At 62.7% G+C, this 20,769-nt stretch carries 15 protein-coding genes and 3 pseudogenes; 10 read left to right on the top strand and 8 right to left on the bottom strand.

Annotated elements, in window-relative coordinates; translation table 11 throughout:
• Window positions 1-79 precede the first annotated feature (79 nt).
• Window positions 80-1,747 carry an FMN-binding glutamate synthase family protein gene (locus tag AB5975_11410; protein XDR22353.1) on the top strand — a complete coding sequence of 556 codons (1,668 nt, stop codon included), beginning with the start codon at window positions 80-82 and terminating at the stop codon, window positions 1,745-1,747.
• A 30-nt stretch (window positions 1,748-1,777) separates the two neighbouring features.
• Here the strand turns inward: AB5975_11410 and AB5975_11405 are convergent, their stop codons facing one another.
• Complete coding sequence (locus AB5975_11405) at window positions 1,778-3,097, bottom strand: OprD family porin (GenBank protein XDR22352.1); 1,320 nt, start codon at window positions 3,095-3,097, stop codon at window positions 1,778-1,780.
• Between the two features lie 504 nt (window positions 3,098-3,601).
• Between AB5975_11405 and AB5975_11400 the strand changes: the two are divergent.
• Window positions 3,602-5,697: pseudogene (locus tag AB5975_11400) on the top strand (TonB-dependent receptor).
• A 71-nt stretch (window positions 5,698-5,768) separates the two neighbouring features.
• On the opposite strand, the gene AB5975_11395 reads toward AB5975_11400, so the two are convergent.
• Window positions 5,769-5,966: a hypothetical protein gene (locus AB5975_11395; GenBank protein XDR22960.1), complete on the bottom strand. Its 198-nt coding sequence runs from the start codon at window positions 5,964-5,966 to the stop codon at window positions 5,769-5,771.
• Between the two features lie 183 nt (window positions 5,967-6,149).
• Window positions 6,150-7,256, bottom strand: a complete 1,107-nt coding sequence (aguA, locus tag AB5975_11390) for an agmatine deiminase (protein ID XDR22351.1) — start codon at window positions 7,254-7,256, stop codon at window positions 6,150-6,152.
• Between the two features lie 278 nt (window positions 7,257-7,534).
• Here aguA and rfbC point away from each other — a divergent pair, with 278 nt between their 5' ends.
• From rfbC to AB5975_11370, 4 genes and pseudogenes are all read left to right on the top strand, one after another.
• On the top strand, window positions 7,535-8,080 hold the full coding sequence (gene rfbC / locus AB5975_11385) for a dTDP-4-dehydrorhamnose 3,5-epimerase (GenBank protein XDR22350.1): 546 nt from the start codon (window positions 7,535-7,537) through the stop codon (window positions 8,078-8,080).
• 42 nt (window positions 8,081-8,122) lie between these two features.
• Window positions 8,123-9,937 carry an ATP-binding protein gene (locus AB5975_11380; GenBank protein ID XDR22349.1) on the top strand — a complete coding sequence of 605 codons (1,815 nt, stop codon included), beginning with the start codon at window positions 8,123-8,125 and terminating at the stop codon, window positions 9,935-9,937.
• Window positions 9,934-11,339, top strand: a pseudogene (locus AB5975_11375) (sigma-54-dependent transcriptional regulator). Before AB5975_11380 ends, AB5975_11375 begins: the two are co-directional and overlap by 4 nt.
• Window positions 11,339-11,794 (top strand): YiiD C-terminal domain-containing protein, encoded by a 456-nt coding sequence (locus AB5975_11370; protein ID XDR22348.1) that lies wholly within the window; start codon window positions 11,339-11,341, stop codon window positions 11,792-11,794. The pseudogene AB5975_11375 and the gene AB5975_11370 overlap by 1 nt, the downstream one beginning before the upstream one ends.
• A 47-nt stretch (window positions 11,795-11,841) precedes the next feature.
• Here AB5975_11370 and cysQ read toward each other — a convergent pair whose 3' ends face one another.
• Together cysQ and nudE are read right to left on the bottom strand one after the other, a co-directional pair.
• Window positions 11,842-12,660: a 3'(2'),5'-bisphosphate nucleotidase CysQ gene (gene cysQ, locus AB5975_11365; protein ID XDR22347.1), complete on the bottom strand. Its 819-nt coding sequence runs from the start codon at window positions 12,658-12,660 to the stop codon at window positions 11,842-11,844.
• Entirely contained in the window at window positions 12,657-13,223 is a 567-nt protein-coding gene (gene nudE, locus AB5975_11360) for an ADP compounds hydrolase NudE (protein XDR22346.1), read from the bottom strand. The genes cysQ and nudE overlap by 4 nt, the downstream gene beginning before the upstream one ends.
• 64 nt (window positions 13,224-13,287) lie before the next feature.
• Between nudE and yrfG the strand changes: the two genes are divergently transcribed.
• A complete protein-coding gene (gene yrfG / locus AB5975_11355) occupies window positions 13,288-13,950 on the top strand; it encodes a GMP/IMP nucleotidase (GenBank protein ID XDR22345.1) in 663 nt (220 codons plus the stop codon).
• A gap of 50 nt (window positions 13,951-14,000) precedes the next feature.
• On the opposite strand, the gene lysM is transcribed toward yrfG, so the two are convergent.
• The gene (gene lysM / locus AB5975_11350; protein XDR22344.1) at window positions 14,001-14,441 is read right to left on the bottom strand and encodes a peptidoglycan-binding protein LysM; all 441 of its coding nucleotides are present in this window, start codon (window positions 14,439-14,441) and stop codon (window positions 14,001-14,003) included.
• Window positions 14,442-14,661: 220 nt separating this feature from the next.
• On the opposite strand from lysM, the gene fdhD reads away from it, so the two are divergent.
• From fdhD to AB5975_11335, 3 genes are all read left to right on the top strand, one after another.
• On the top strand, window positions 14,662-15,447 hold the full coding sequence (gene fdhD, locus AB5975_11345) for a formate dehydrogenase accessory sulfurtransferase FdhD (protein XDR22343.1): 786 nt from the start codon (window positions 14,662-14,664) through the stop codon (window positions 15,445-15,447).
• Window positions 15,448-15,452: 5 nt separating this feature from the next.
• Entirely contained in the window at window positions 15,453-17,798 is a 2,346-nt protein-coding gene (locus AB5975_11340; protein XDR22342.1) for an FdhF/YdeP family oxidoreductase, read from the top strand.
• 196 nt (window positions 17,799-17,994) lie between these two features.
• Complete coding sequence (locus tag AB5975_11335; GenBank protein XDR22341.1) at window positions 17,995-18,474, top strand: glycine zipper domain-containing protein; 480 nt, start codon at window positions 17,995-17,997, stop codon at window positions 18,472-18,474.
• Window positions 18,475-18,529: 55 nt separating this feature from the next.
• Here AB5975_11335 and AB5975_11330 read toward each other — a convergent pair.
• Together AB5975_11330 and AB5975_11325 are read right to left on the bottom strand one after the other, a co-directional pair.
• A pseudogene (locus AB5975_11330) lies at window positions 18,530-18,969 on the bottom strand (acyl-CoA thioesterase).
• A gap of 153 nt (window positions 18,970-19,122) precedes the next feature.
• Window positions 19,123-20,664: a phosphoenolpyruvate carboxykinase gene (locus AB5975_11325; GenBank protein XDR22340.1), complete on the bottom strand. Its 1,542-nt coding sequence runs from the start codon at window positions 20,662-20,664 to the stop codon at window positions 19,123-19,125.
• Window positions 20,665-20,769 lie beyond the last annotated feature (105 nt).

Here is a 20,769-nt window from a genome sequence, read left to right as displayed (position 1 = left end):
GTCTTTTACCAATTCCCCAGGTTTTCCCTGCCCCGCCTTTGCCTATCCTATGCCCGGTCATCCTGCCTGCGATGGACCCATGAAACACTCTCTGCCCAGCCGCTACGCCTGCCTCGCGCTCTGCCTTGTCTTCAGCTTCGCCAGCCTACCGCTGCTCGCCCAACATGCCTGGCTGTGGCCAGTAACGCTGATCACCGCATTGCTTAGCCTGGTCGGCCTGAACGACCTGCGACAAAGTCACCACGCGGTACGCCGCAACTACCCGATCCTCGGCAATATCCGCTACCTGATCGAAACTATCCGTCCGGAAATCCGCCAGTACCTGATCGAGGGTGACGACGACAAGCTGCCGTTTTCCCGGTCGCAACGCTCGCTGGTCTACGCACGGGCCAAGAACGAAAGTGCCGAGAAAGCCTTCGGCACTCTGAACGATGCCTACAAGCCCGGTTTCGAGTTCATCAGCCATTCGATGCTGCCGGTGGCTACCCCAGACCCGGCATCGTTTCGCATTGCCATTGGCGGGCCGCAATGCCGTCTGCCCTATTCGGCCTCGATCTTCAACATTTCGGCCATGAGCTTCGGTGCCCTCAGTGCCAATGCCATCGCCGCGCTCAACCGCGGCGCACGCATGGGCCGGTTTGCCCATGACACTGGCGAAGGCAGCATCAGCCCGTACCACCGTGAACACGGTGGCGACCTGATCTGGGAAATCGGCAGCGGCTACTTCGGCTGCCGCACCGAGGACGGTCGCTTCGACCCACAGCGCTTCGCCGAACAGGCCAAATCGCCACAGGTGAGGATGATTGAAATCAAGCTCAGCCAGGGCGCCAAACCAGGCCACGGCGGCATTTTGCCGGGGCACAAGGTCAGCCCTGAAATTGCCCAGACCCGCGGCGTGCGCGCAGGTGAGGACTGCATCTCGCCGGCAGCGCACAGCGCCTTCCGCACACCAGTCGAGTTGCTGCAGTTCGTGGCCAGCCTGCGCAAGCTGTCGGGCGGCAAACCTGTAGGCTTCAAGTTCTGCCTGGGCCACCCGTGGGAGTTCATGGGCATTGCCAAGGCCATGCTCGCCACCGGCATCACCCCGGACTTCATCGTCGTCGATGGTAAGGAAGGCGGTACCGGCGCGGCACCACGCGAATTCAGCGACAACATGGGCGTGCCGATGCGCGAAGGCCTGATGTTCGTGCACAACACCCTGGTTGGCCTGAACCTGCGCTCGAGCATTCGCATCGGCGCAGCAGGCAAGATCGTCAGCGCCTTCGACATTGCCAGCGTGTTGGCCATCGGCGCTGACTGGGTCAACTCGGCACGCGGCTTCATGTTCGCCATTGGCTGCATTCAGTCGCAAAGCTGCCATACCAACAAGTGCCCGACCGGCGTGGCCACGCAAGACCCACTGCGCCAGCGCGCCCTGGTAGTGCCGGACAAGGCCGAGCGGGTGGCCAGCTTCCACCGCAACACCCTGCACACCCTGGCCGAGATGCTGGCTGCCGCGGGCCTGGAGCACCCTTCGGAGCTCAAGCCCAAGCACCTGGCACGGCGTATCAGCCCCAGCGAGATCGGGTTGTTTTCAGACTTGCACACCTTCCTCAAGCCGGGCGAATTGCTCAGCGGCTCGATCGAAAGCGAGTTTTATGCACGGATGTGGCGGATGGCGCGTAGCGACAGTTTTGCACCGGAAACCACAGATGCAACACCGGCTCCGGCAGTAACCTTGCGCCGAAAAGAAACAGCCCCGGCATAGGCCAGGGCTGTTGGGTACATCACATCAGCATCAGAAGATGCTGATCGGGTACTCGACGAATACGCGGACTTCGTTGCCGTCGTCGTTGTAACCGTTCTGCTGCACGGCGTTGTTGGTACGCACGAACGAGCTACGCAGCTTGATGGACAGGTCCTTGGCCGGGCCGTCCTGCACCACGTAACGGATCTGGTTGAAGATCTCGCGCTCTTTACCTTCGCCAAAGCCCTGCGGGTTGGCAACGTTGCGGGTGTTGATGTTGTCACCCACCACGTAGGCCAGCTTGTAGGTCAGGCCCGGAATGCCGTAGGCACCGAAGTCCAGGCCGTAGCCCAGCTGCCAGGAGCGCTCGTCTTCGGCATTGAAGTCGGACCAGTACGAGTTGGCCAGGTAGATGGTCGAACCACCGTCACCCACGCCACCGGCGTTCTGGTAGAAGCCGTAGTTGTAGCCAGTGCTGCCGGTGCTGCGCTGGTGAGCGAGGGTGAACGAGTGGGCACCGTACGCGTAGGTGGCGGCCAGGCTCCAGATGGTGTTGGAGTCGCCGTTCAGGCCAGCGGCTTGTACGTACTTGTGGTCGATGTCCGACTTGTAGCCGTTGAAGTCCAGGGTCAGGGACTGGTCGCTGGCGATCGGGAAGACGTAGTTCAAGCCCAGGTAGTGCTTCTTCATCACGTCTTCGTTGTCGGCGGTGTACAGCGAAGCGGTGAAGTTGTCGGTGAACTTGTAGCTACCACCGAAGACGTTGATCGACTTCAGGCCACCGCTATCACGCCCCTCTGCGCTCTTGCGCGCTTCCTGGGTGAAACGACCGGCGTTCAGTTCCAGGCCCTGGATTTCTTTGGAAGTGATCAGGGTACCGGTGAAGCTTTCTGGCAGCAGACGTGCATCGTCGTACTGCAGCACAGGCAGTGCTGGCATCTGGTCACCGTATTTCAGCACGGTGTTGGAGATGCGGAATTTCACTGCAGCACCACCACGGGCCAGGTTGTGCGGCGAGCTGGCGTTGCCTTCGGCGTTGGTGGTTTCGTGCGGTTTGAAGAAGTCGACGCCGCCGCCACCGTTGTGGCCTTTGCCGCCATCGAGGCGCACCGCGTACAGGCCGAATGCGTCGACACCGACGCCGACGGTGCCTTGGGTGAAGCCGGAGGAGAAGTTGGCGATGAACGCCTGGCCCCATTCGATCTGGTCGTCGGTGCCGTGCTTCTTGTCACGGTTGATGTAGGCGTTGCGCAGGAGGACGTTGGCGTGGCTGTCCTCGATGAAGCCCTTGCTGTCGGCCTGTTCATTGGCCTGTGCCTGGGTCGCGGCGATCATCGCCAAGGCGACCAGGCTGATCCTGGTTTTCAACATGTTGTTTTCCTTATTTCTTAATCAAAAACGCTCTGCAATATGACGCCAGGAACCAACGCCCCTTCGTAGGTTCGACGCTATGCGGATCCAGCCGGGCGGGCCAACCGGTAATACACGGCGGCCCTTGGCAGCAGCTTGGCCAAGATCATGGCCAGCAGGCGTTGGCCGAATCCTAGCCGTGTGCGATTACAAATGTCAAAAAATCGTGAAATGCAGGTTGATATAACCAAAATCACCGGTGAGCCTGGTGCATTTCCATACAGGTTTGCGCTATCAGCGGGCATTTTATCTTGTGTGGGAAAAAGCCTTTTGATCGCACGGACAACTTCCCGTGGAGCCGTTTTCACAGCACAAGGTTGCCCCAACAGGCAAAGTCGCTGCGATCAGGGATGTTACAAACAGACACATATGTAAAGACAAGCCTTTACAAATACCCAAGCAAGAGTAAATAGCAAGCATTACCATTCGCGCCTTTCTTTTCACCTGCCCGGTCCGGATGTGCCCATGCTTGTACCCTGCCGCCTTTCACCCCTGACGCTTGGCCTGTCGCTGCTGTTCAGCGTCGACCTGGCGAGTGCCGCCACCACCACGCTGCCAGAGTCGTCGATTACCGCCGACAGCGAGCGCGAGAAGGACAACCCACGGGTCAAGGAGGTAAGCACCGCCACCCGCACCTCGACGCCGGTGCGCTATGTCCCCCAGGCCATCGACACGGTGAAGACCGTCAACGTGCTGGATTACGGCAGCAACACCTTGGGCAAGGCGCTGGAGGGCATCCCCAACGTCAGCAGCGGCGCCGATACCCGCTTCGACAGTGTGCGCATCCGCGGCTTCGAGGCCAGCAACGACTTTTACCTGGACGGCATTCGTGACGACAGCCAGTACATCCGCGACCTGCACAACATCGAGCGGGTCGAGGTACTGAAGGGGCCTGCGGCGGTGCTATACGGCCGTGGCAGCCAGGGCGGTATCGTCAACCGGGTCAGCAAGGCACCGGAGCCGGGCCGACGCTCGACCCTCGAAGCGCAGGCCGGCAGTGAAGACCTGCGCAGCCTGTATGCCGACCTCAGCGCCGACCCCAGCGACACCGTCAGCCTGCGCCTGAACATGGGCAACCAGGACAACAACAGCTTCCGCGATGGTGTTCACGGCAGCCGCCAACTGTTCGCCCCGTCGATCAGCTGGCAGATCAACCCCGACCTGAACTGGCTGGTGCAATACGAATACAGCCGTTACAACCGCACACCCGACCGGGGTATCCCCGGGTCAACGGCCGCCCGGCCGACGTGAGCCGCGGCACCACCTACGGTGACCCGCGCGACTATATCGATGATCACGCCCAGTCCCTGCGCTCACGCCTGAACTACCAGCTGAACGAAACCTGGCAGCTGCGCCATACCCTGGGCCTGTTCAAGCTCGACAGTGAGTTCGACAACACCTATGTCGTCGGCTACAACGCCGGCACCAACACCGTGACCCGCCAGCGTTGGCAGCAGGACCTCAACACCCGCAACCTGTTCAATAACCTGGAGGCCGAGGGCGACTTCGACACCCTGGGGTTGGAACACAAGCTGCTTGTAGGCCTGGAGTTCGGTAACCAGCGGCGTGACCCTCTGCTGTACACCGCCTTGCCTGTTGCGAAGGGTGGCCAGGCGGTTCCAGGCCTGGACCTGAACAACCCCGACCGCAGCCAGCAGCACAATGGCCCTATGACGGTGTCGAGTGACAACCACACCGTGGTCGATAGCCGTGGCCTTTACCTGCAGGACCAGATCCGCCTGAACGATCAGTGGCAGATCCTTGCTGGGGTACGCTTCGACCAATTCGATGTGCAAACCACCAACAAGGATGGCGTGCGCGAACCACAGGACAGCAACAGCACCAGCCCGCGCCTGGGCGTGGTCTACACGCCGTGGCGCGACCATTCGTTCTACGCTTCGTGGAGCAAGACCTTTTCGCCGGTGGGCGGCGGCCTGATCGGCATCACTCCAGATGCGCCGGGCAACGGCAACGACGCCAAGCCGGAAGAAACCCGTCAAAAGGAAATCGGCGTGAAGAGCGACTGGCTCGACCAGCGCCTGACCACCACCTTGGCCATTTACGAGCTGGAGCTGTACAACCGCCGCACCCGCGACCCGCTGATCCCGGAAAACATTTTGCTCAGCGGTCTGCAGCGTTCGCGCGGCATCGAGCTGACCGCCACCGGCAATATCGTTGGCAACTGGTATGTACGCGGCGGCATCGGCCTGCAGGACGCCATCATCGTCAAGGACAACAACGGCCAGGAAGGCAACCGCATCAATGACGTGGCCAAGCGCAACGGCAGCTTGTTCGTGACCTGGAAGCCAGAGCTGGGCTGGTACGCTGAAACCGGCCTGACGTTGGTGGGTAAACGTTATGCGGACAACCAGAACACCACGGTATTGCCGGGGTATGGCCGTTGGGATGCATTGGCGGGGTACCGCACCCATGACTGGGATGTACGGGCGGCGCTGAGCAACATTGCCGACAAGACCTACTACAGCTCAGCGACCAGTGCGGCGCAGATTCAGGTAGGGGACCCGCGTAGCCTGGTGGTGACGGGTAGCTACAGCTTCTGATCTTGGTTGACTGCACCGGCCTCTTCGCGGGCATGTCCGCGAAGAGGCCGGTGCAGGTAGAACCGATTCGATCAGTGCCACACCGCCATCAGCGCCTGCATTTCTGCTTCGCTGATCAGCCCCTGGGGGTATCGCCCGGCAAGCAGACGTCGTGGGTCGGTCGTCCTGACCCTGATGCTTCCATGGTGTTTCAACCACTTCGCCACAACCCTGAGCGATTGGTGATTCACTGCCGATGGGCGCAAAGCCGACTCACTTGCTACGTTCATGTCCACACGTACTCCCTGGCCCGTGAGCGGCTAATTTACGTAAGTATTGTTACAGATCAGATACCCCGGCCTGGCCAAGCTATCTATTTGAAAAACAATACAAAACATATGCCAGTCCAGGCCCCGGACGTCGCCCCAAAAAAAAGGCCCGTCACACGACGGGCCTCTTCATTCACTTCACGCTCAGCGCTTGACCGGCGCCGGCTGCTGCTGGGTCAGGCAGTGGATATTGCCGCCACCCAAGAGCAACTCGCGGCCCGGGATCATCACCACCTCATGGTCGGGGAAGATCTTCGCCAGGATCGCTCTGGCTTCGGCGTCTGCAGGGTCGTCGAAGCTTGGCGCGATGATGCCACCGTTGACGATCAGGAAGTTCACGTACGAACCGGCCAGGCGCACCGACGGGTCACGCTCCTGGCTGCCGGCCACCTGGTCGACACCGGCGCACTCTTCGGCGGTGGCGAACAGTGGGCCCGGAATCGGCATCTTGTGCACGATGAACTCACGGCCCTTGGCGTCGCGAGTGTTCTTCAACACCTCCATGGCCGCGTGGCAGCGCGCATAGTTGGGGTCGTTGGAATCATCGGTCCAGGCCAGTAACACTTCGCCCGGGCGCACGTAACAGCAGAAATTGTCCACATGGCCGTCGGTTTCGTCGTTGAACAAGCCATCCGGCAACCAAACCACGGTGTCCACCGCCAGCTGATCGCGCAGCACCGCTTCGATCTGCTCGCGGTTCATGTGCGGGTTGCGGTTGCGATTGAGCAGGCATTCCTCGGTGGTGATCACGGTGCCTTCACCGTCCACGTGGATCGAACCACCTTCAAGCACGAAACCTTCGGTCTGATAGCGCTGGCAGCGCTCCATTTCCAGCACCTTGGCGGCCAGCTCCTCGTCGCGGTTCCACGGCGCGTACAGGCCGCCATCGAAGCCGCCCCAGGCATTGAAGCCCCAATCCACACCGCGCACTTCGCCATGGTCGTTGATGACGAAGGTTGGGCCGGTGTCACGCACCCAGGCGTCGTCGTTGCTGATTTCGACCACACGAATGTTCGGCTGGTCGAGCTGGCGACGGGCGTTTTCGTACTGGCCGGCGGAGGCCGCGACGGTTACAGGCTCGAAGCGGGCAATGGCCTTGGCCAGGGTTACGTGGGCGGCCTGCGCCGGCTTGCCGCCGAGGCGCCAGTTGTCCGGGCGCTCTGGCCAGACCATCCACACCTGGGTCTGCGGGGCCCACTCGGCGGGCATGTGGAAACCATCGGCACGGGGTGTGGAATTGAGGGTTTTCATGGGTGACCTCTGTGATGGCCCTAAGCCGGAGTGCGCTGGGGCGTTTGCCAATTTATAACCGATATATATCGATATTTAAAGCCGATCCGGTAGAAATTCCGGGGCCGTTCGGCGCATTTAAATCGATAACAATCGGCACAAGCTAACCTTAGCCTGGTGAAAGGAGCAGCCTGCCGTCTACCATAGCCACACCCTATGCATCCTGTTACAGCTACACACGGAAAATTCCGACAAGGACGACTAGGGTCAATACGTGAGCAACGGGCCAGCGAGCCGCTATGAACATCATCCCTACCGCAATCCCTGAAGTACTGATCATCGAACCGAAAGTGTTCGGTGACAGCCGTGGTTTTTTCTTCGAGGCATTCAACGCCCGTGAGTTCGCACGGCAAACCGGCGTGAACGTGGAATTCGTCCAGGATAACCACTCGCGCTCCATCAAGGGCGTGCTGCGTGGGCTGCACTACCAGGTGGCAAACACCCAGGGCAAACTGGTGCGCGTGGTGCATGGCGAGATCCGCGATATTGCCGTGGATGTGCGCAAAAGCTCGCCAACCTTTGGCCAATGGGTTGCCGTGCACCTGTCGGCCGACAACCACCGCCAACTGTGGATTCCACCCGGTTTTGCCCACGGTTTTGCGGTGATGAGCGAATCGGCCGAATTCCTCTACAAGACCACCGACTACTACAACCCCGGCGCCGACCGCTGCATCCGCTGGGACGACCCGCAACTGGGCATCGACTGGGGGCTACGGCAGCCACCGGTACTGTCGGACAAGGACAAGGTCGGCCTGCCACTGGCAGAGGCGGAACTGCTCCCTTAACTAGCGCATAATTGCGCCAGACTTTTCTGGCGCCTATACGTGATGATCGCAAAACCCACGCCCCCACGCCGTCCCCGCTGGCGCAGCCTGGCCTTGCTGGCCCTGTGCCTGGCACCGTTACTGTGGCCGTTGCACCATCTGGCCGAACGCTACTACCAGCAAGAGCTGGCCTCGCAGAACCGCCAGACCCTCGACCTGTATGTCGCCAACCTGCTCGGCACCCTGCACCGCTACGAGACCCTCCCGCAAATCCTCGGCGACCTGCCGGCATTGCGTGGCGTGTTGGCCGACCCGTTCCGCCTGGAAGCGGTGACCAACGCCAACCGCCTGCTCAAAGACATTGTCCAGCAGACCGGTGCCGAGGTGATGTACCTGATGGACGTCAGCGGCAACACCCTGGCCGCCTCCAATTGGGACAAGCACGACAGCTTCGTCGGCCGCAATTTCGCCTTCCGTCCCTACTTCAACGAGGCCATGGCCGGGCATCTGGGCCGTTTCTTCGGCCAGGGCACCACGTCGGCCAAACGCGGCTACTTTTTCGCCGCAGCAGTACGGGACCGTGAGCGGACCGTGGGCGTGCTGGTGGTCAAGGTCGACCTGGATCACACCGAAACCCTGTGGGGTCGTACCCCTGAGCAGTTGTTGCTGACCGATCACAATGGCGTGGTCATCCTCACCTCGCGGCCCGACTGGCGCTTTCGTGCCACCCGTGTGCTGAGCGAGGCCGAGCGCCAGGCCATCATCGCCATCCAGCCCTACCCGACCCAGGCCCCGCAACCGCTGGTACTCAGCCCGGACGCCTGGATCTCCCAAACCCGCGACATCAAGGAAACCGGCTGGCAAGTGAGCATCCTTGCCCCACGCACACTGGTCGACCGCTCGGTACAGACGGTGATGGCAATCGGCGCCGGCACCTTGCTGGTGGTAATGCTGCTGGCCGGGCTGGTGATGCAGCGGCGGCGCCATTACATCGACCGCATCGACTTCGAGGCCCGTGGCCGCCAAGAGCTGGAAAAACGTGTAGCCGAACGTACCGCCGACCTCGAAGGCCTGAACACCCGCCTGAAAAGCGCCGTGCTGGAACGCGAGAACGCTCAGCAGGAAGCCGTGCGCGCCCAGGACGAACTGGTGCAGGCCGGCAAGCTGTCGGTACTGGGCACCATGTCGGCCAGCATCAGCCATGAGCTGAACCAGCCGCTGGCGGCCATTCGCAGCTACGCGGAAAACGCCGAGATCCTACTCGACCACCAACGCACCGAAGACGCACGCGGCAACCTCAAGCTGATCGGCGAGCTGACCGGGCGCATGGCCTCGATCATCGCCCACCTGCGCGCCTTCGCCCGCCGCGACCGCCACGCCCCGGAAAGCGTGGCCCTGCAGCCGGCCCTGGACGATGCCCTGGCGCTGCTGGCCAAACGCCGCCGGGCAATGGCCGTAGAGCTGATCCGCGACCTGCCTGAAGCCACTTTGTGGGTACAGGCCGGCGAAACCCGCCTGCGCCAGGTGCTGGGCAACCTGCTGGCCAATGCCCTCGATGCCCTGACCGAAAAGGCCAACCCGCGCCGCCTGTGGCTAAGTGCCGAGCAACGTGATGGCTGCGTCTACCTGTACATCCGCGACAACGGCCCCGGTTTCAGCCGCCAGGCCCTGGAGCACGCCAAGGAGCCGTTCTTCACCACCAAGACCCGTACCCAGGGCTTGGGCCTTGGCCTGGCCATCTGCGAAAGCCTGATGCGCGCCCTGGGTGGTGAACTGCTGCTGGCCAACCACCCGGAAGGTGGCGCACTGCTGACCCTGCAGCTGCGTGTGGCCGCGCCTGGCGCTACTTTGCCCAATTCGGAGGACCCCTCGGCATGACCACCGAGACACTGATCGACAGCCGAGCCCAGGTCATCCTGGTCGACGATGACCCCCACCTGCGCCAGGCCTTGAGCCAGACCCTGGACCTGGCAGGGCTCAAGGTAGTCGCCTTGGCCGATGCCCAAGGCCTGGCCGAGCGAATCGAGGCCGACTGGCCGGGCGTGGTGGTCAGCGACATCCGCATGCCCGGTATCGATGGCTTGCAGTTGCTGGAACAACTGCACAGCCGCGACAGCGAGCTACCGGTGCTGCTGATTACCGGCCATGGCGATGTGCCGCTGGCAGTGCAGGCAATGCGCGCCGGGGCTTATGACTTCCTGGAAAAGCCGTTTGCCACGGACGCCCTGCTCGACAGCGTGCGCCGCGCCCTGGCCCTGCGCCGCCTGGTGCTGGACAACCGCAGCCTGCGCCTGGCGCTAAGCGACCGTCAGCAGCTGGCCACCCGCCTGGTGGGCCATTCACCGGCCATGCAGCGCCTGCGCGAGCAGATCGGCGCCTTGGCCGGCACCGTGCCGATGTGCTGATTTTGGGCGAAACCGGCGCAGGCAAAGAGGTGGTGGCCCGTGCCCTGCACGACCTTTCCAGCCGCCGCGACGGCCCGTTCGTGGCGATCAACGCGGGGGCACTGGCCGAGTCGGTGGTCGAAAGCGAGCTGTTCGGCCATGAGCCCGGCGCGTTCACCGGCGCGCAGAAGCGGCGCATCGGCAAGTTCGAATTTGCCAACGGCGGCACGCTGTTTCTCGATGAAATCGAGAGCATGAGCCTGGATGTTCAGGTGAAACTGCTGCGCATGCTGCAAGAGCGGGTGGTCGAACGCCTGGGCGGCAACCAGCTTATCCCGCTGGATATCCGCATCATCGCTGCCACCAAGGAAGACCTGCGTCAGGCCGCAGACCAGGGGCGCTTCCGCGCCGACTTGTATTACCGCCTTAACGTCGCACCGCTGCGTATTCCGCCGCTGCGCGAACGCGGCGATGACATTCTGGTGTTGTTCCAGCATTTCGCCGATGCCGCCAGCCAGCGACATGGCCTGTCACCGCACGCGCTGCAGCCAGCACAACGTGCCCTGCTGCTGCGTCACGACTGGCCGGGTAATGTGCGCGAACTGCAGAACGCCGCCGAGCGCTTCGCCCTTGGCCTGGAACTGGCCCTGGATGGCCAGGCACCTCCGGCAGCAGCACCCGCAGCACCATTGCTGAGCGGCAACCTCAGCGAGCAGGTGGAGCAGTTCGAACGCTCGCTGATCGCTGCCGAACTGGCCCAGCCACACAGCTCCATGCGCAGCTTGGCCGAGGCGCTGGGCATCCCCCGCAAAACCCTGCACGACAAACTGCGCAAGCATGGCTTGAACTTCGACGGAGGCAGTGGCGGGCATGACGAACAAGAGGACAATCGTTAATGAGCACCGATAGCCAGTATCTGCAGTCCGTACTGCACAGCGACATCCCCCTGACCCGCGAAATGGGCCTGGAAGTGATCGATTGGCAGCAGCACACCCTGCGCCTGCAGCTGCCGCTGGCGGCCAACGTCAATCACAAAAGCACCATGTTCGGCGGCAGCCTGTACTGCGCAGCGGTGCTGGTGGGGTGGGGCTGGTTGCACTTGCGCCTGCGAGCGCTGGGGATCGATGACGGGCATATCGTCATTCAGGAGGGGCAGATCAGTTATCCACTGCCAGTTACCGGCACGGCGGTGGCGCGTTGTGCAGCGCCGGACGAGAAGACCTGGGAGCGATTCCTGAACATGTACCAACGGCGCGGGCGGGCGCGGTTGACGCTGGAGACCACGGTAAGCAATGCCGGCAGTGACGAGCCTGCCGTTACCTTCAGCGGCCAGTACGTTCTGCACCGCTAGCCCAACAGCCTTGCGCAAAATCCAAAGGCTCCCACAGCAAAACCCCGTCAGATCAGGTTAAGGAACGCCTGGCGCCAGGCAGCATTTGCCGGCAACGCCAGGAAATACGGGTTAAGCAACGACTCGCGCGGTGGATACCGGAACGGCAACCCATCCAGCCCGATGACCTCGCCCCCGGCCCCTTCCACCACACCCTGCGCCGCCGCAGTGTCCCACTGCGAAGTCGGCGCCAGGCGCGGATAGCAATCGGCGCTACCCTCAGCCAACAGGCAGAACTTCAACGAGCTGCCAACGTTGGCCAGTTCCAGCTCCCCCACCGCAGCACCCAGCCCGGCCAGCAGCGCTTCCTGCTCCGGGCTGGAGTGCCGGCGGCTGGCAACCACGGTGAAACACTCACCTGCAGGAGGCGCGTTACGCACCTGAATCGCCTTGGCAGCCTCACCCGCGTCGGCCCGCCAGGCACCCAGGCCGCGACCACCGAAATAGCAGCGCCCGTTGGTCGGCATCGACACCACGCCGAACACCACCTGGCCGTTTTCGATCAGGGCGATGTTGACCGTGAACTCTTCGCTGCCGGCGATGAACTCCTTGGTGCCATCCAGCGGGTCGACCAGCCACCAGCGGCCCCAGCCCTGACGCTCGGCCAGGGGAATATTGCAATCCTCTTCGGACAGCACCGGTATGTGCGGCGCCAGCGCCAACAGGCCATCGGCAATCACCCGGTGCGCCGCCAGGTCGGCAACGGTAACCGGCGAATCGTCGGCCTTGTTGGTCACCGCCACATCGGCGCGCCAGAACGGCAGGATCGCCTCGCCTGCCGTCAGTGCCAGCTTGACCACTTCGTGCATCAGTTGCAGGTCGTTCATAGCTCCAGCAAACCCCGCTGAATCAACAGGTCACGGGCCAGGTAAAGCGCCGCCAGGGCGCGCCCCTCGGTGAACTGCGGGTGCATGGCCAAGGCCGAAAGCTCACGCAAGTTGACCTTGTCGACCCGCATCGGCTCCGGCTCGTCGCCTTCCAGGCGCTCTTCATACAGCTCGCTGGCCAGCACCACCTGGATCTTCTGGCTCATGTAGCCCGGCGACAACGACAGCTCGGTCAGGTGCTCCAGCTGGCGTGCGCCAAAACCGGCTTCTTCCTTGAGCTCCCGGTCGGCGGCCGCCAGCACGTCTTCGCCAGGCTCGATCAAGCCCTTGGGCAACGACAACTCATATTCATCGGTGCCGCCGCAGTATTCTTCCACCAGCACGGCATGCTCGGCGTCGAGCATGGCCACGATCATCACCGCACCGTAGCCATTCCCCCGGCCGACCAGGCGCTCGTAAGTGCGCTCGTTGCCATTGCTGAAGCGCAATTGCACGGCTTCGACGCGAAACAGGCGGCTACTGGCGACGATTTCGCGGCTGAGTACGGTGGGTTTCTGGCGCATGGGGCGGCTCCTTGGCGTGAACGGGTTACTATACCGTGGCTTGCCGACTGATCGAGAGTTTCCCATGCCTGTTCTTCCCTGGTCCGCCATCGATACCGTCCTGCTGGACATGGACGGCACCCTGCTCGACCTGCATTACGACAACCGCTTCTGGCTGGACCACCTGCCCCAGCGCTATGCCGAGCTGCACGGGGTAAGCCGCGCCATGGCGGAAATGGAGCTGCAACCGCTGTTCGAACGCAATTCCGGCACCTTGAACTGGTATTGCCTGGATTTCTGGAGCCGCGAGCTGCGCCTGCCCATTCGCGAGCTGAAGCGGGAAATTGCCGACCTAATTGCCCTGCGCCCGGATGCCGATACCTTCCTGGCTGCGATTCGCCAGGCGGGCAAGCGAGTGGTGATGATCACCAATGCCCACCGTGATTCACTGTCGCTGAAGCTGGAGCGTGTAGAACTGGCGCCGTACTTCGAGCGGCTGATCAGCTCCCACGACTATGGCTACCCGAAGGAAAGCCCGCAGTTCTGGGATGCCTTGCAGGCGGATATCGGCTTCGAACCGGGGCGCAGCCTGTTCATCGATGACACGCTGGCGATTCTGCGCAGTGCGCGGCGCTTTGGTGTGGGGCACCTGCTGGCGGTGCGGCAGCCCGATAGCAAGGCGCAGCCGCGTGATACCGAGGAATTTGCAGCGGTCGAGGATTATCGGGAGTTATTGGTAGGCCTGTGAGGCCCCGTTCGCGGGCGCGCCCGCGAAGAGGCCGCTACAGGCTTTAGAGATCAGTCGGGAATACGCAGCACCTGCCCCGGATAAATCTTGTCCGGGTGCGTGAGCATCGGCTTGTTGGCCTCGAAGATCTTGTTGTACTGGCTGGCATTGCCGTAAACCACCACAGAGATGGCCGACAGCGTGTCGCCCTTCTTCACCGTAACAAACCTGGCCGCCTTCACCACCGGCCCGGTCACGGTGATCTGGTCATCGACACTGGCCACACCATTGATGTTGCCGGCTGCGAGAATGATCTTCTCCTTCTCTTCCTGGCTGGCCACTTCTCCCTTGAGGATGATCTTGTCTCCCTCTACAGTGGCGGTGATGTTCGGGTTGCCCAGGCCGACACTTTCCACGTGTTTCTTAAGCTGCTCTTCGGCATTGGCGTTGCCAGGGGTCAGCAGGTCGATCAACTTCTCGCCGGCTTCCTTCACGAAACTGAACAGGCTCATTGCGCTCTCCTTGTTGACGAAACCTCGGACACAGGAGTCTAGGCCAGCTTTGCCACTCTCGCCCCATGCGGCCAATCGACGCGGTCTATCAAGGCATAGAGCCTAGCGATTAGACGCCGCTGGCACGCAAGCCTAGGCTTGTGCAATCAGAAAGCCGCCGGTATTCAGCGCCCCGATGAACAGCAAGCCTCCGGTCTGCGCGGCCTCATCGCCCTTGTCCATGCCCGCCGCCAGCAACAGATACGATTACGTCCAGCTCAGCGACGCCAAACGCGACAGCACCCCGCTGGCCGAGGAAGTGGCCCTGGCCATCGTCTATAACGGCCTCAACCAGGCGGTGATGCTGGTCAGCCCCACCGATTTGGAAGATTTCGCCGTGGGCTTCAGCGTCGGCAGCGGGATTGTCGAAGGCACCGCAGAAATCTACGACCTCAAGCTCTCGGGCAGCGGCTCGGCGATGTATGCCGACCTGGAAATTTCCAGCCGGGCATTCTGGAACCTGAAGAACCAGCGCCGCCAGCTGGCCGGCACCAGTGGTTGTGGCCTGTGTGGGGTCGAAGCCCTGGAGCAGGCGCTGCCGGAACTGGCCGTGCTGCCGGGTGCCCCCCTGCCGCCGGCCCAGTGGCTGGCCGGCCTGCGCGAGCGCATCGATGCCTTCCAGCCTCTGGGCCAGCACTGCGGCGCCGTACATGCGGCACTGTTCATGGACCGCCACGGCGAATTGCTGCTCGGCCGTGAAGACATTGGTCGGCACAACGCCCTCGACAAGCTGATCGGCGCCTTGCTGCGCCAAGGCATCGACAGCCAGGGCGGCCTGGCCATCGTCACCAGCCGCTGCAGCCTGGAGCTGATCCAGAAGGTGCTGCGCGCCGGTATCCAGACCCTGGTCAGCCTGTCGGCGCCCACTGGCCTTGCCCTGCAATGGGCACGCAAGCACAACCTCAACCTCATCCATTTGCCCAAGCACAGCGCACCGCGGGTCTACAGCCCAGCGGCGGAGTCGTAACAGCCGTGACCTCGTACCAGCACCTTCCGGACAACGCCCCAGCCTCTACCCCTCGCTACAAGCCCTACCACGGCCCCGCCGGTGGCTGGGGCGCACTGCGCAGCGTGGCCAAGGCCTGGGTCGGCAGCGATAACGCACTGAAGAACATTCGCGCCCTGCTCAAAACCAACCAGAACGGCGGTTTCGACTGCCCCGGCTGCGCCTGGGGCGACTCGCCGGAAAACGGCATGGTCAAGTTCTGCGAGAACGGCGCCAAGGCGGTGAACTGGGAGGCGACCAAGCGCCGTGTCGATGCGGCCTTCTTCGCCCGATACAGTGTCACCTCGTTGCTGCAGCAGAGCGATTACTGGCTGGAATACCAGGGGCGCCTGACCGAGCCGATGGTCTACGACGCACCCAGCGACCGCTACCTGCCTATCCGCTGGGACGCCGCATTCGCCCTGATCGCCCGCGAGCTGAACAAGCTGGTCAACCCGGACCAGGCCGAATTCTATACCTCGGGGCGCGCCAGCAACGAAGCGGCGTACCTGTACCAACTGTTCGTGCGCGCTTACGGCACCAACAACTTCCCCGACTGCTCGAACATGTGCCACGAGGCCAGCGGCGTGGCCCTGGGGCAAAGCGTCGGGGTTGGCAAGGGCACCGTCACCTTCGACGACTTCGAGCATGCCGATGCGATCTTTGTCTGGGGCCAGAACCCCGGTACCAACCACCCTCGCATGCTCGACCCGCTGCGTGATGCGGTGAAACGTGGCGCCCAGGTGGTGTGCGTAAACCCGCTCAAGGAACGTGGCCTGGAGCGCTTCCAGCACCCGCAGAACCCGCTGGAGATGCTGACCAACAGTGACCGGCCAACCAACACCGCGTTCTTCCGCCCGGCGCTGGGCGGCGACATGGCGATGCTGCGCGGCATGGCCAAGTTCGTCCTGCAATGGGAACGCGAAGCCCAGGCCAAAGGCGAGCCGGCCGTGTTCGACCATGCCTTCATTGCCGAGCATGGCCATGGCGTCGACGAGTACCTGGCTGTGGTGGATGCCACGCCGTGGGAACACATCCAGGCGCAGTCCGGCCTGACCCTGGCCGACATCGAGCTGGCCGCGCGCATGTACTGCCGTGGCAAGCGGGTGATCATGTGTTGGGCAATGGGCATCACCCAGCACCGCCATTCGGTGCCGACCATCCAGGAAATCGTCAACCTGCAGATGCTGCGCGGCAACATCGGCGCGCCAGGCGCCGGCCTGTGCCCGGTGCGCGGCCACAGCAACGTGCAGGGTGACCGTACCATGGGCATCAACGAGCGCCCGCCGGTGGCCCTGCTTGACGCCCTCGAAAAGCGCTTTGGCTTCCCCGTGCCCCGGCACAATGGCCACAACACCGTCGAAGCCATCCACGCCATGCTCGACGGCCGCGCCAAAGTATTCATCGGCCTGGGTGGCAACTTCGCCCAAGCCACGCCAGACACCGAGCGCACCGCCCAGGCATTGCGCAACTGCGAGCTGACCGTGCACATCAGCACCAAGCTCAACCGCAGCCATCTGGTCCATGGCAAGCAGGCGCTGATCCTGCCGTGCCTGGGCCGTACCGACATCGACCTGCAGGCCGACGGGCCACAAGCGGTGACAGTGGAGGACTCGTTCAGCATGGTGCACGCCTCCAACGGCCAGCTGAAGCCGCTGTCGACGCAAATGCGCTCGGAACCGGCAGTCGTTGCCGGCATCGCCGCCGCCACCCTGGGCAAGCAACCGGTGGACTGGCACTGGCTGGTGGCTGACTACGACCGAATCCGCGATCTGATCGGCGATACCATCGCCGGCTTCAGCGGTTTCAACCAGCGCCTGCAACACCCAGGTGGCTTCTACCTGGGCAACAGCGCCGCCAGTCGCGAATGGAAGACCAGCACCGGTCGCGCCAACTTCAAGGCCAACCTGCTGCCGGATTCGCTACTCGATGAGCGCGTGCGCGCCAGTGGCCAACTGCCGGACCTGATCATGCAGTCCATGCGCTCGCACGATCAGTACAACACCACCATCTACGGCCTGGACGACCGCTACCGGGGCGTGCGCGGCCAACGTGAGGTGCTGTTCGCCAACGAAGCCGACATCATCCGCCTGGGCTTCCAGCCAGGGCAGAAAGTCGACATCGTTTCGCTGTGGGGAGATGAGCATGTGCGCCGGGTGCAAGGCTTTACCTTGCTGCCTTTCGACATCCCGGCCGGGCAGGCGGCGGCGTATTACCCCGAGGTGAACCCGCTGGTGCCGCTGGAGAGCATTGGCGATGGCAGCCACACACCGACATCGAAGTTCATCGCGATCAAACTGGAGCGCGCGCGGGACGACGGGCGCATCCTGTAAAAACGAAAAAAGCCCTGTTCCGTTGGGGTTCAGGGCTTTGTCATAAAGGTCTCAGACAGCCTAAAATCGATAAAGTTTCACAGCAAATACAGTAACTTAGAGAATTGTGTACAACTCGTGTTACTCGTCGGATTTCCGTTGCCAGCCAGGCCGCTTAGCCTCAAATTCGCCTCGTCATCCCTATGAGGCTCTCTTGATGAAGAAGTACTCCTCGATTCTGTTGTTGTCTTTCAGCTTGCTCAGCGGCGTTGCCATGGCAGGCGGCACCACCGAGGCCGGCATTGGCGGCGCATTGGGTGGGGTACTGGGCTCAGTGGTGGGCAACTCCATCGGCGGTAGCACCGGCGGCGCCATTGGTGCCGGCCTGGGCGGCGCGGCAGGCGGTGCCCTGGGCGCGGACAAGCGCCAGCGCGGTGAGGCCGCTATCGGCGGCGCACTGGGCGCGGCAGGCGGTAACGTGGTAGGTCGCTCGGTGGGCGGCACCACCGGTAGCTACATTGGCGCGGCAGCCGGCGGTGGTGCCGGTGGCGCACTGGGTAACTACATGGGCAACAAGGCCGACGAAGACGAGCGTCATGACGATCGCCGCTACCGTCGCGGCTACGACGACCGTCGCCACTACGACCGTGGCCACCATTACGGCCACCGCAAGCACAAGCGCCACTGGCGCGACTGATGCCTGAGGGCCTCGCCCCGGCAGCAAAAGCCCCGCCCCTTGTGGCGGGGCTTTTTTATGCCTGTGGCTCCAGTACAAGGCCGGACAGGATCGCCTGCAGCGCCTCTGGCAGTGCCACAGGCCGGCCACTGGCACGCTCGATGAACACCTGCACCACCGTGCCCGCCGCGCACGCCTCTGATTCGCCTGGACGGTAAAGCGCCAAGCGGTACTCCACCGTGCTGCCCGCCAGGCGCGTCACTCCCAACCCCACCTCCAGCACGTCCGGGAAGCCCGGCAGTGCGTAGAAGTCCGCCGCCGAACTGACCACGAAGGCCGCCAGTTCGCCGTCACGCAGGTCCAGTTCGGCCTGTTCGACGAAAAATGCCTGGATGGCGGTTTCGAAAAAGCCATGCACGGTAGCCCGGCGATATGGCCGTTGATGTCGTTGTCCGAAGGGCGGGTGAGGACGGTGTGGAAGTGGGAGAAGGCAGTGCGCTGAGGGGATTCGGTCATCTGTCTGGCTCTTGTCTTCGCAATTGATGCTGACAGTGAATCAGAAAATCCAGGTTTGCGCTGCCTGCGCTCCCCTGTGGGAGCGGCCTTGCTGATTTGCAGGAACAAAAAAGCCGCCCCTGGGGGCGGCTTTCTCGTTGCGGCTGGCTCAGCTTACAGCTGTGGACCAGCGGCCTTGATGGCGTCGGAAACTTCGAACTTCTTGAAGTTTTCGATGAACAGCTTGGCCAGACCTTTGGCGGCCTCGTCGTAGGCAGCTTTGTCAGCCCAGTTGGTGCGCGGGTTGAGCAGCTCGGTTTCAACGCCCGGAACAGCCTTCGGCACGTCCAGGTTGATGATGTCCAGGTGCTCGGTTTCGGCACCGACCAGCGCGCCGCTCTGGATCGCAGCGATCACGGCACGGGTGGTCGGGATGCTGAAGCGCTTGCCAACGCCGTAGCCACCACCGGTCCAGCCGGTGTTGACCAGGTAAACCTTGGAGTTGAAGCCGTTGATGCGCTTGATCAGCAGCTCGGCGTACTCGCCAGCCGGGCGCGGGAAGAACGGTGCGCCAAAGCAGGTGGAGAAGGTCGACTTGATGCCGCCGCCCGAACCCATTTCGGTCGAACCGACCAGCGCGGTATAGCCGGACAGGAAGTGGTAGGCCGCCTGCTCGTTGTTCAGGATCGAAACCGGAGGCAGTACACCGGTCAGGTCGCAGGTCAGGAAGATGACTGCGTTAGGCTCGCCGCCCAGGTTCGCTTCGGAGCGCTTGGCAACGTGCTCCAGCGGGTAGGCCGCACGGCTGTTCTGGGTCAGGCTGACATCGGTGTAGTCGGCGTGCTTGTTGGCGTCGAGCACGACGTTTTCCAGCACCGCGCCGTGCTTGATGGCTTTCCAGATGACCGGCTCGTTCTTCTCGGACAGGTCGATGCACTTGGCGTAGCAGCCACCTTCCATGTTGAAGACAACGCCTTCGCCCCAACCGTGCTCGTCGTCACCGATCAGGTAACGGCTTTCGTCGGCAGACAGGGTGGTCTTGCCGGTGCCGGACAGGCCGAAGAACAGGGTCACATCACCTTCTTCACCGATGTTGGCCGCGCAGTGCATTGGCAGCACGTCGGCAGCCGGCAGCAGGAAGTTCTGCACCGAGAACATGGCTTTCTTCATTTCACCGGCGTAACGCATGCCAGCGATCAGCACCTTCTTCTGGGCGAAGTTGATGATCACGCAACCGTCGGAGTTGGTGCCGTCACGCTCAGGCTCGCAGACGAAGTTGGCGACGTTCAGGACCTGCCACTGGTCGCGGCCAGCCGGGTTGAACTGCTCCGGGTTGATGAACAGGCAACGGCCGAACAGGTTCTGCCAGGCAGTCTGGGTGGTCATCTTCACTGGCAGGTAGTGCTCGGCAGCCGCCCCTACGTGAACATAGGAAACGAAGTGATCCTGGGCGTTGTTGAACGCCTCGACGCGAGCCCACAGGGCATCGAACTTGTCGGCCGGGAACTTGCGGTTGATCGGGCCCCAGGAAATGGCGTCCTGGGTGGAAGGTTCTTCGACGATGAAACGGTCAGCCGGCGAACGGCCAGTACGGTGACCGGTCTCTACGACCAGTGCGCCAGTATCGGCTAGTACGCCTTCACCGCGTTGCAGCGCTTCTTTTACCAGCTCATCGACGCTCAGGTCGGTGTACACGGTGTTGTTGGCTTGCGTCATGAGATACCCCATCCGGCCCGAGGCCGAGTGCTCCAAACGTTTTGTAGTTGTCTTGAAAAAACTACTACAGCGAAAAAAGTGGCCGGATTATGCCAGAAACGCCCA

The sequence above is a fragment of the Pseudomonas putida genome (genome assembly GCA_041071465.1).
GTDB classification, from domain to species: Bacteria; Pseudomonadota; Gammaproteobacteria; order Pseudomonadales; family Pseudomonadaceae; genus Aquipseudomonas; species Aquipseudomonas putida_P.
The sequence above is the reverse complement of the archived record's forward strand: the minus strand, read 5'-3'. Positions and strand labels throughout refer to the sequence as shown.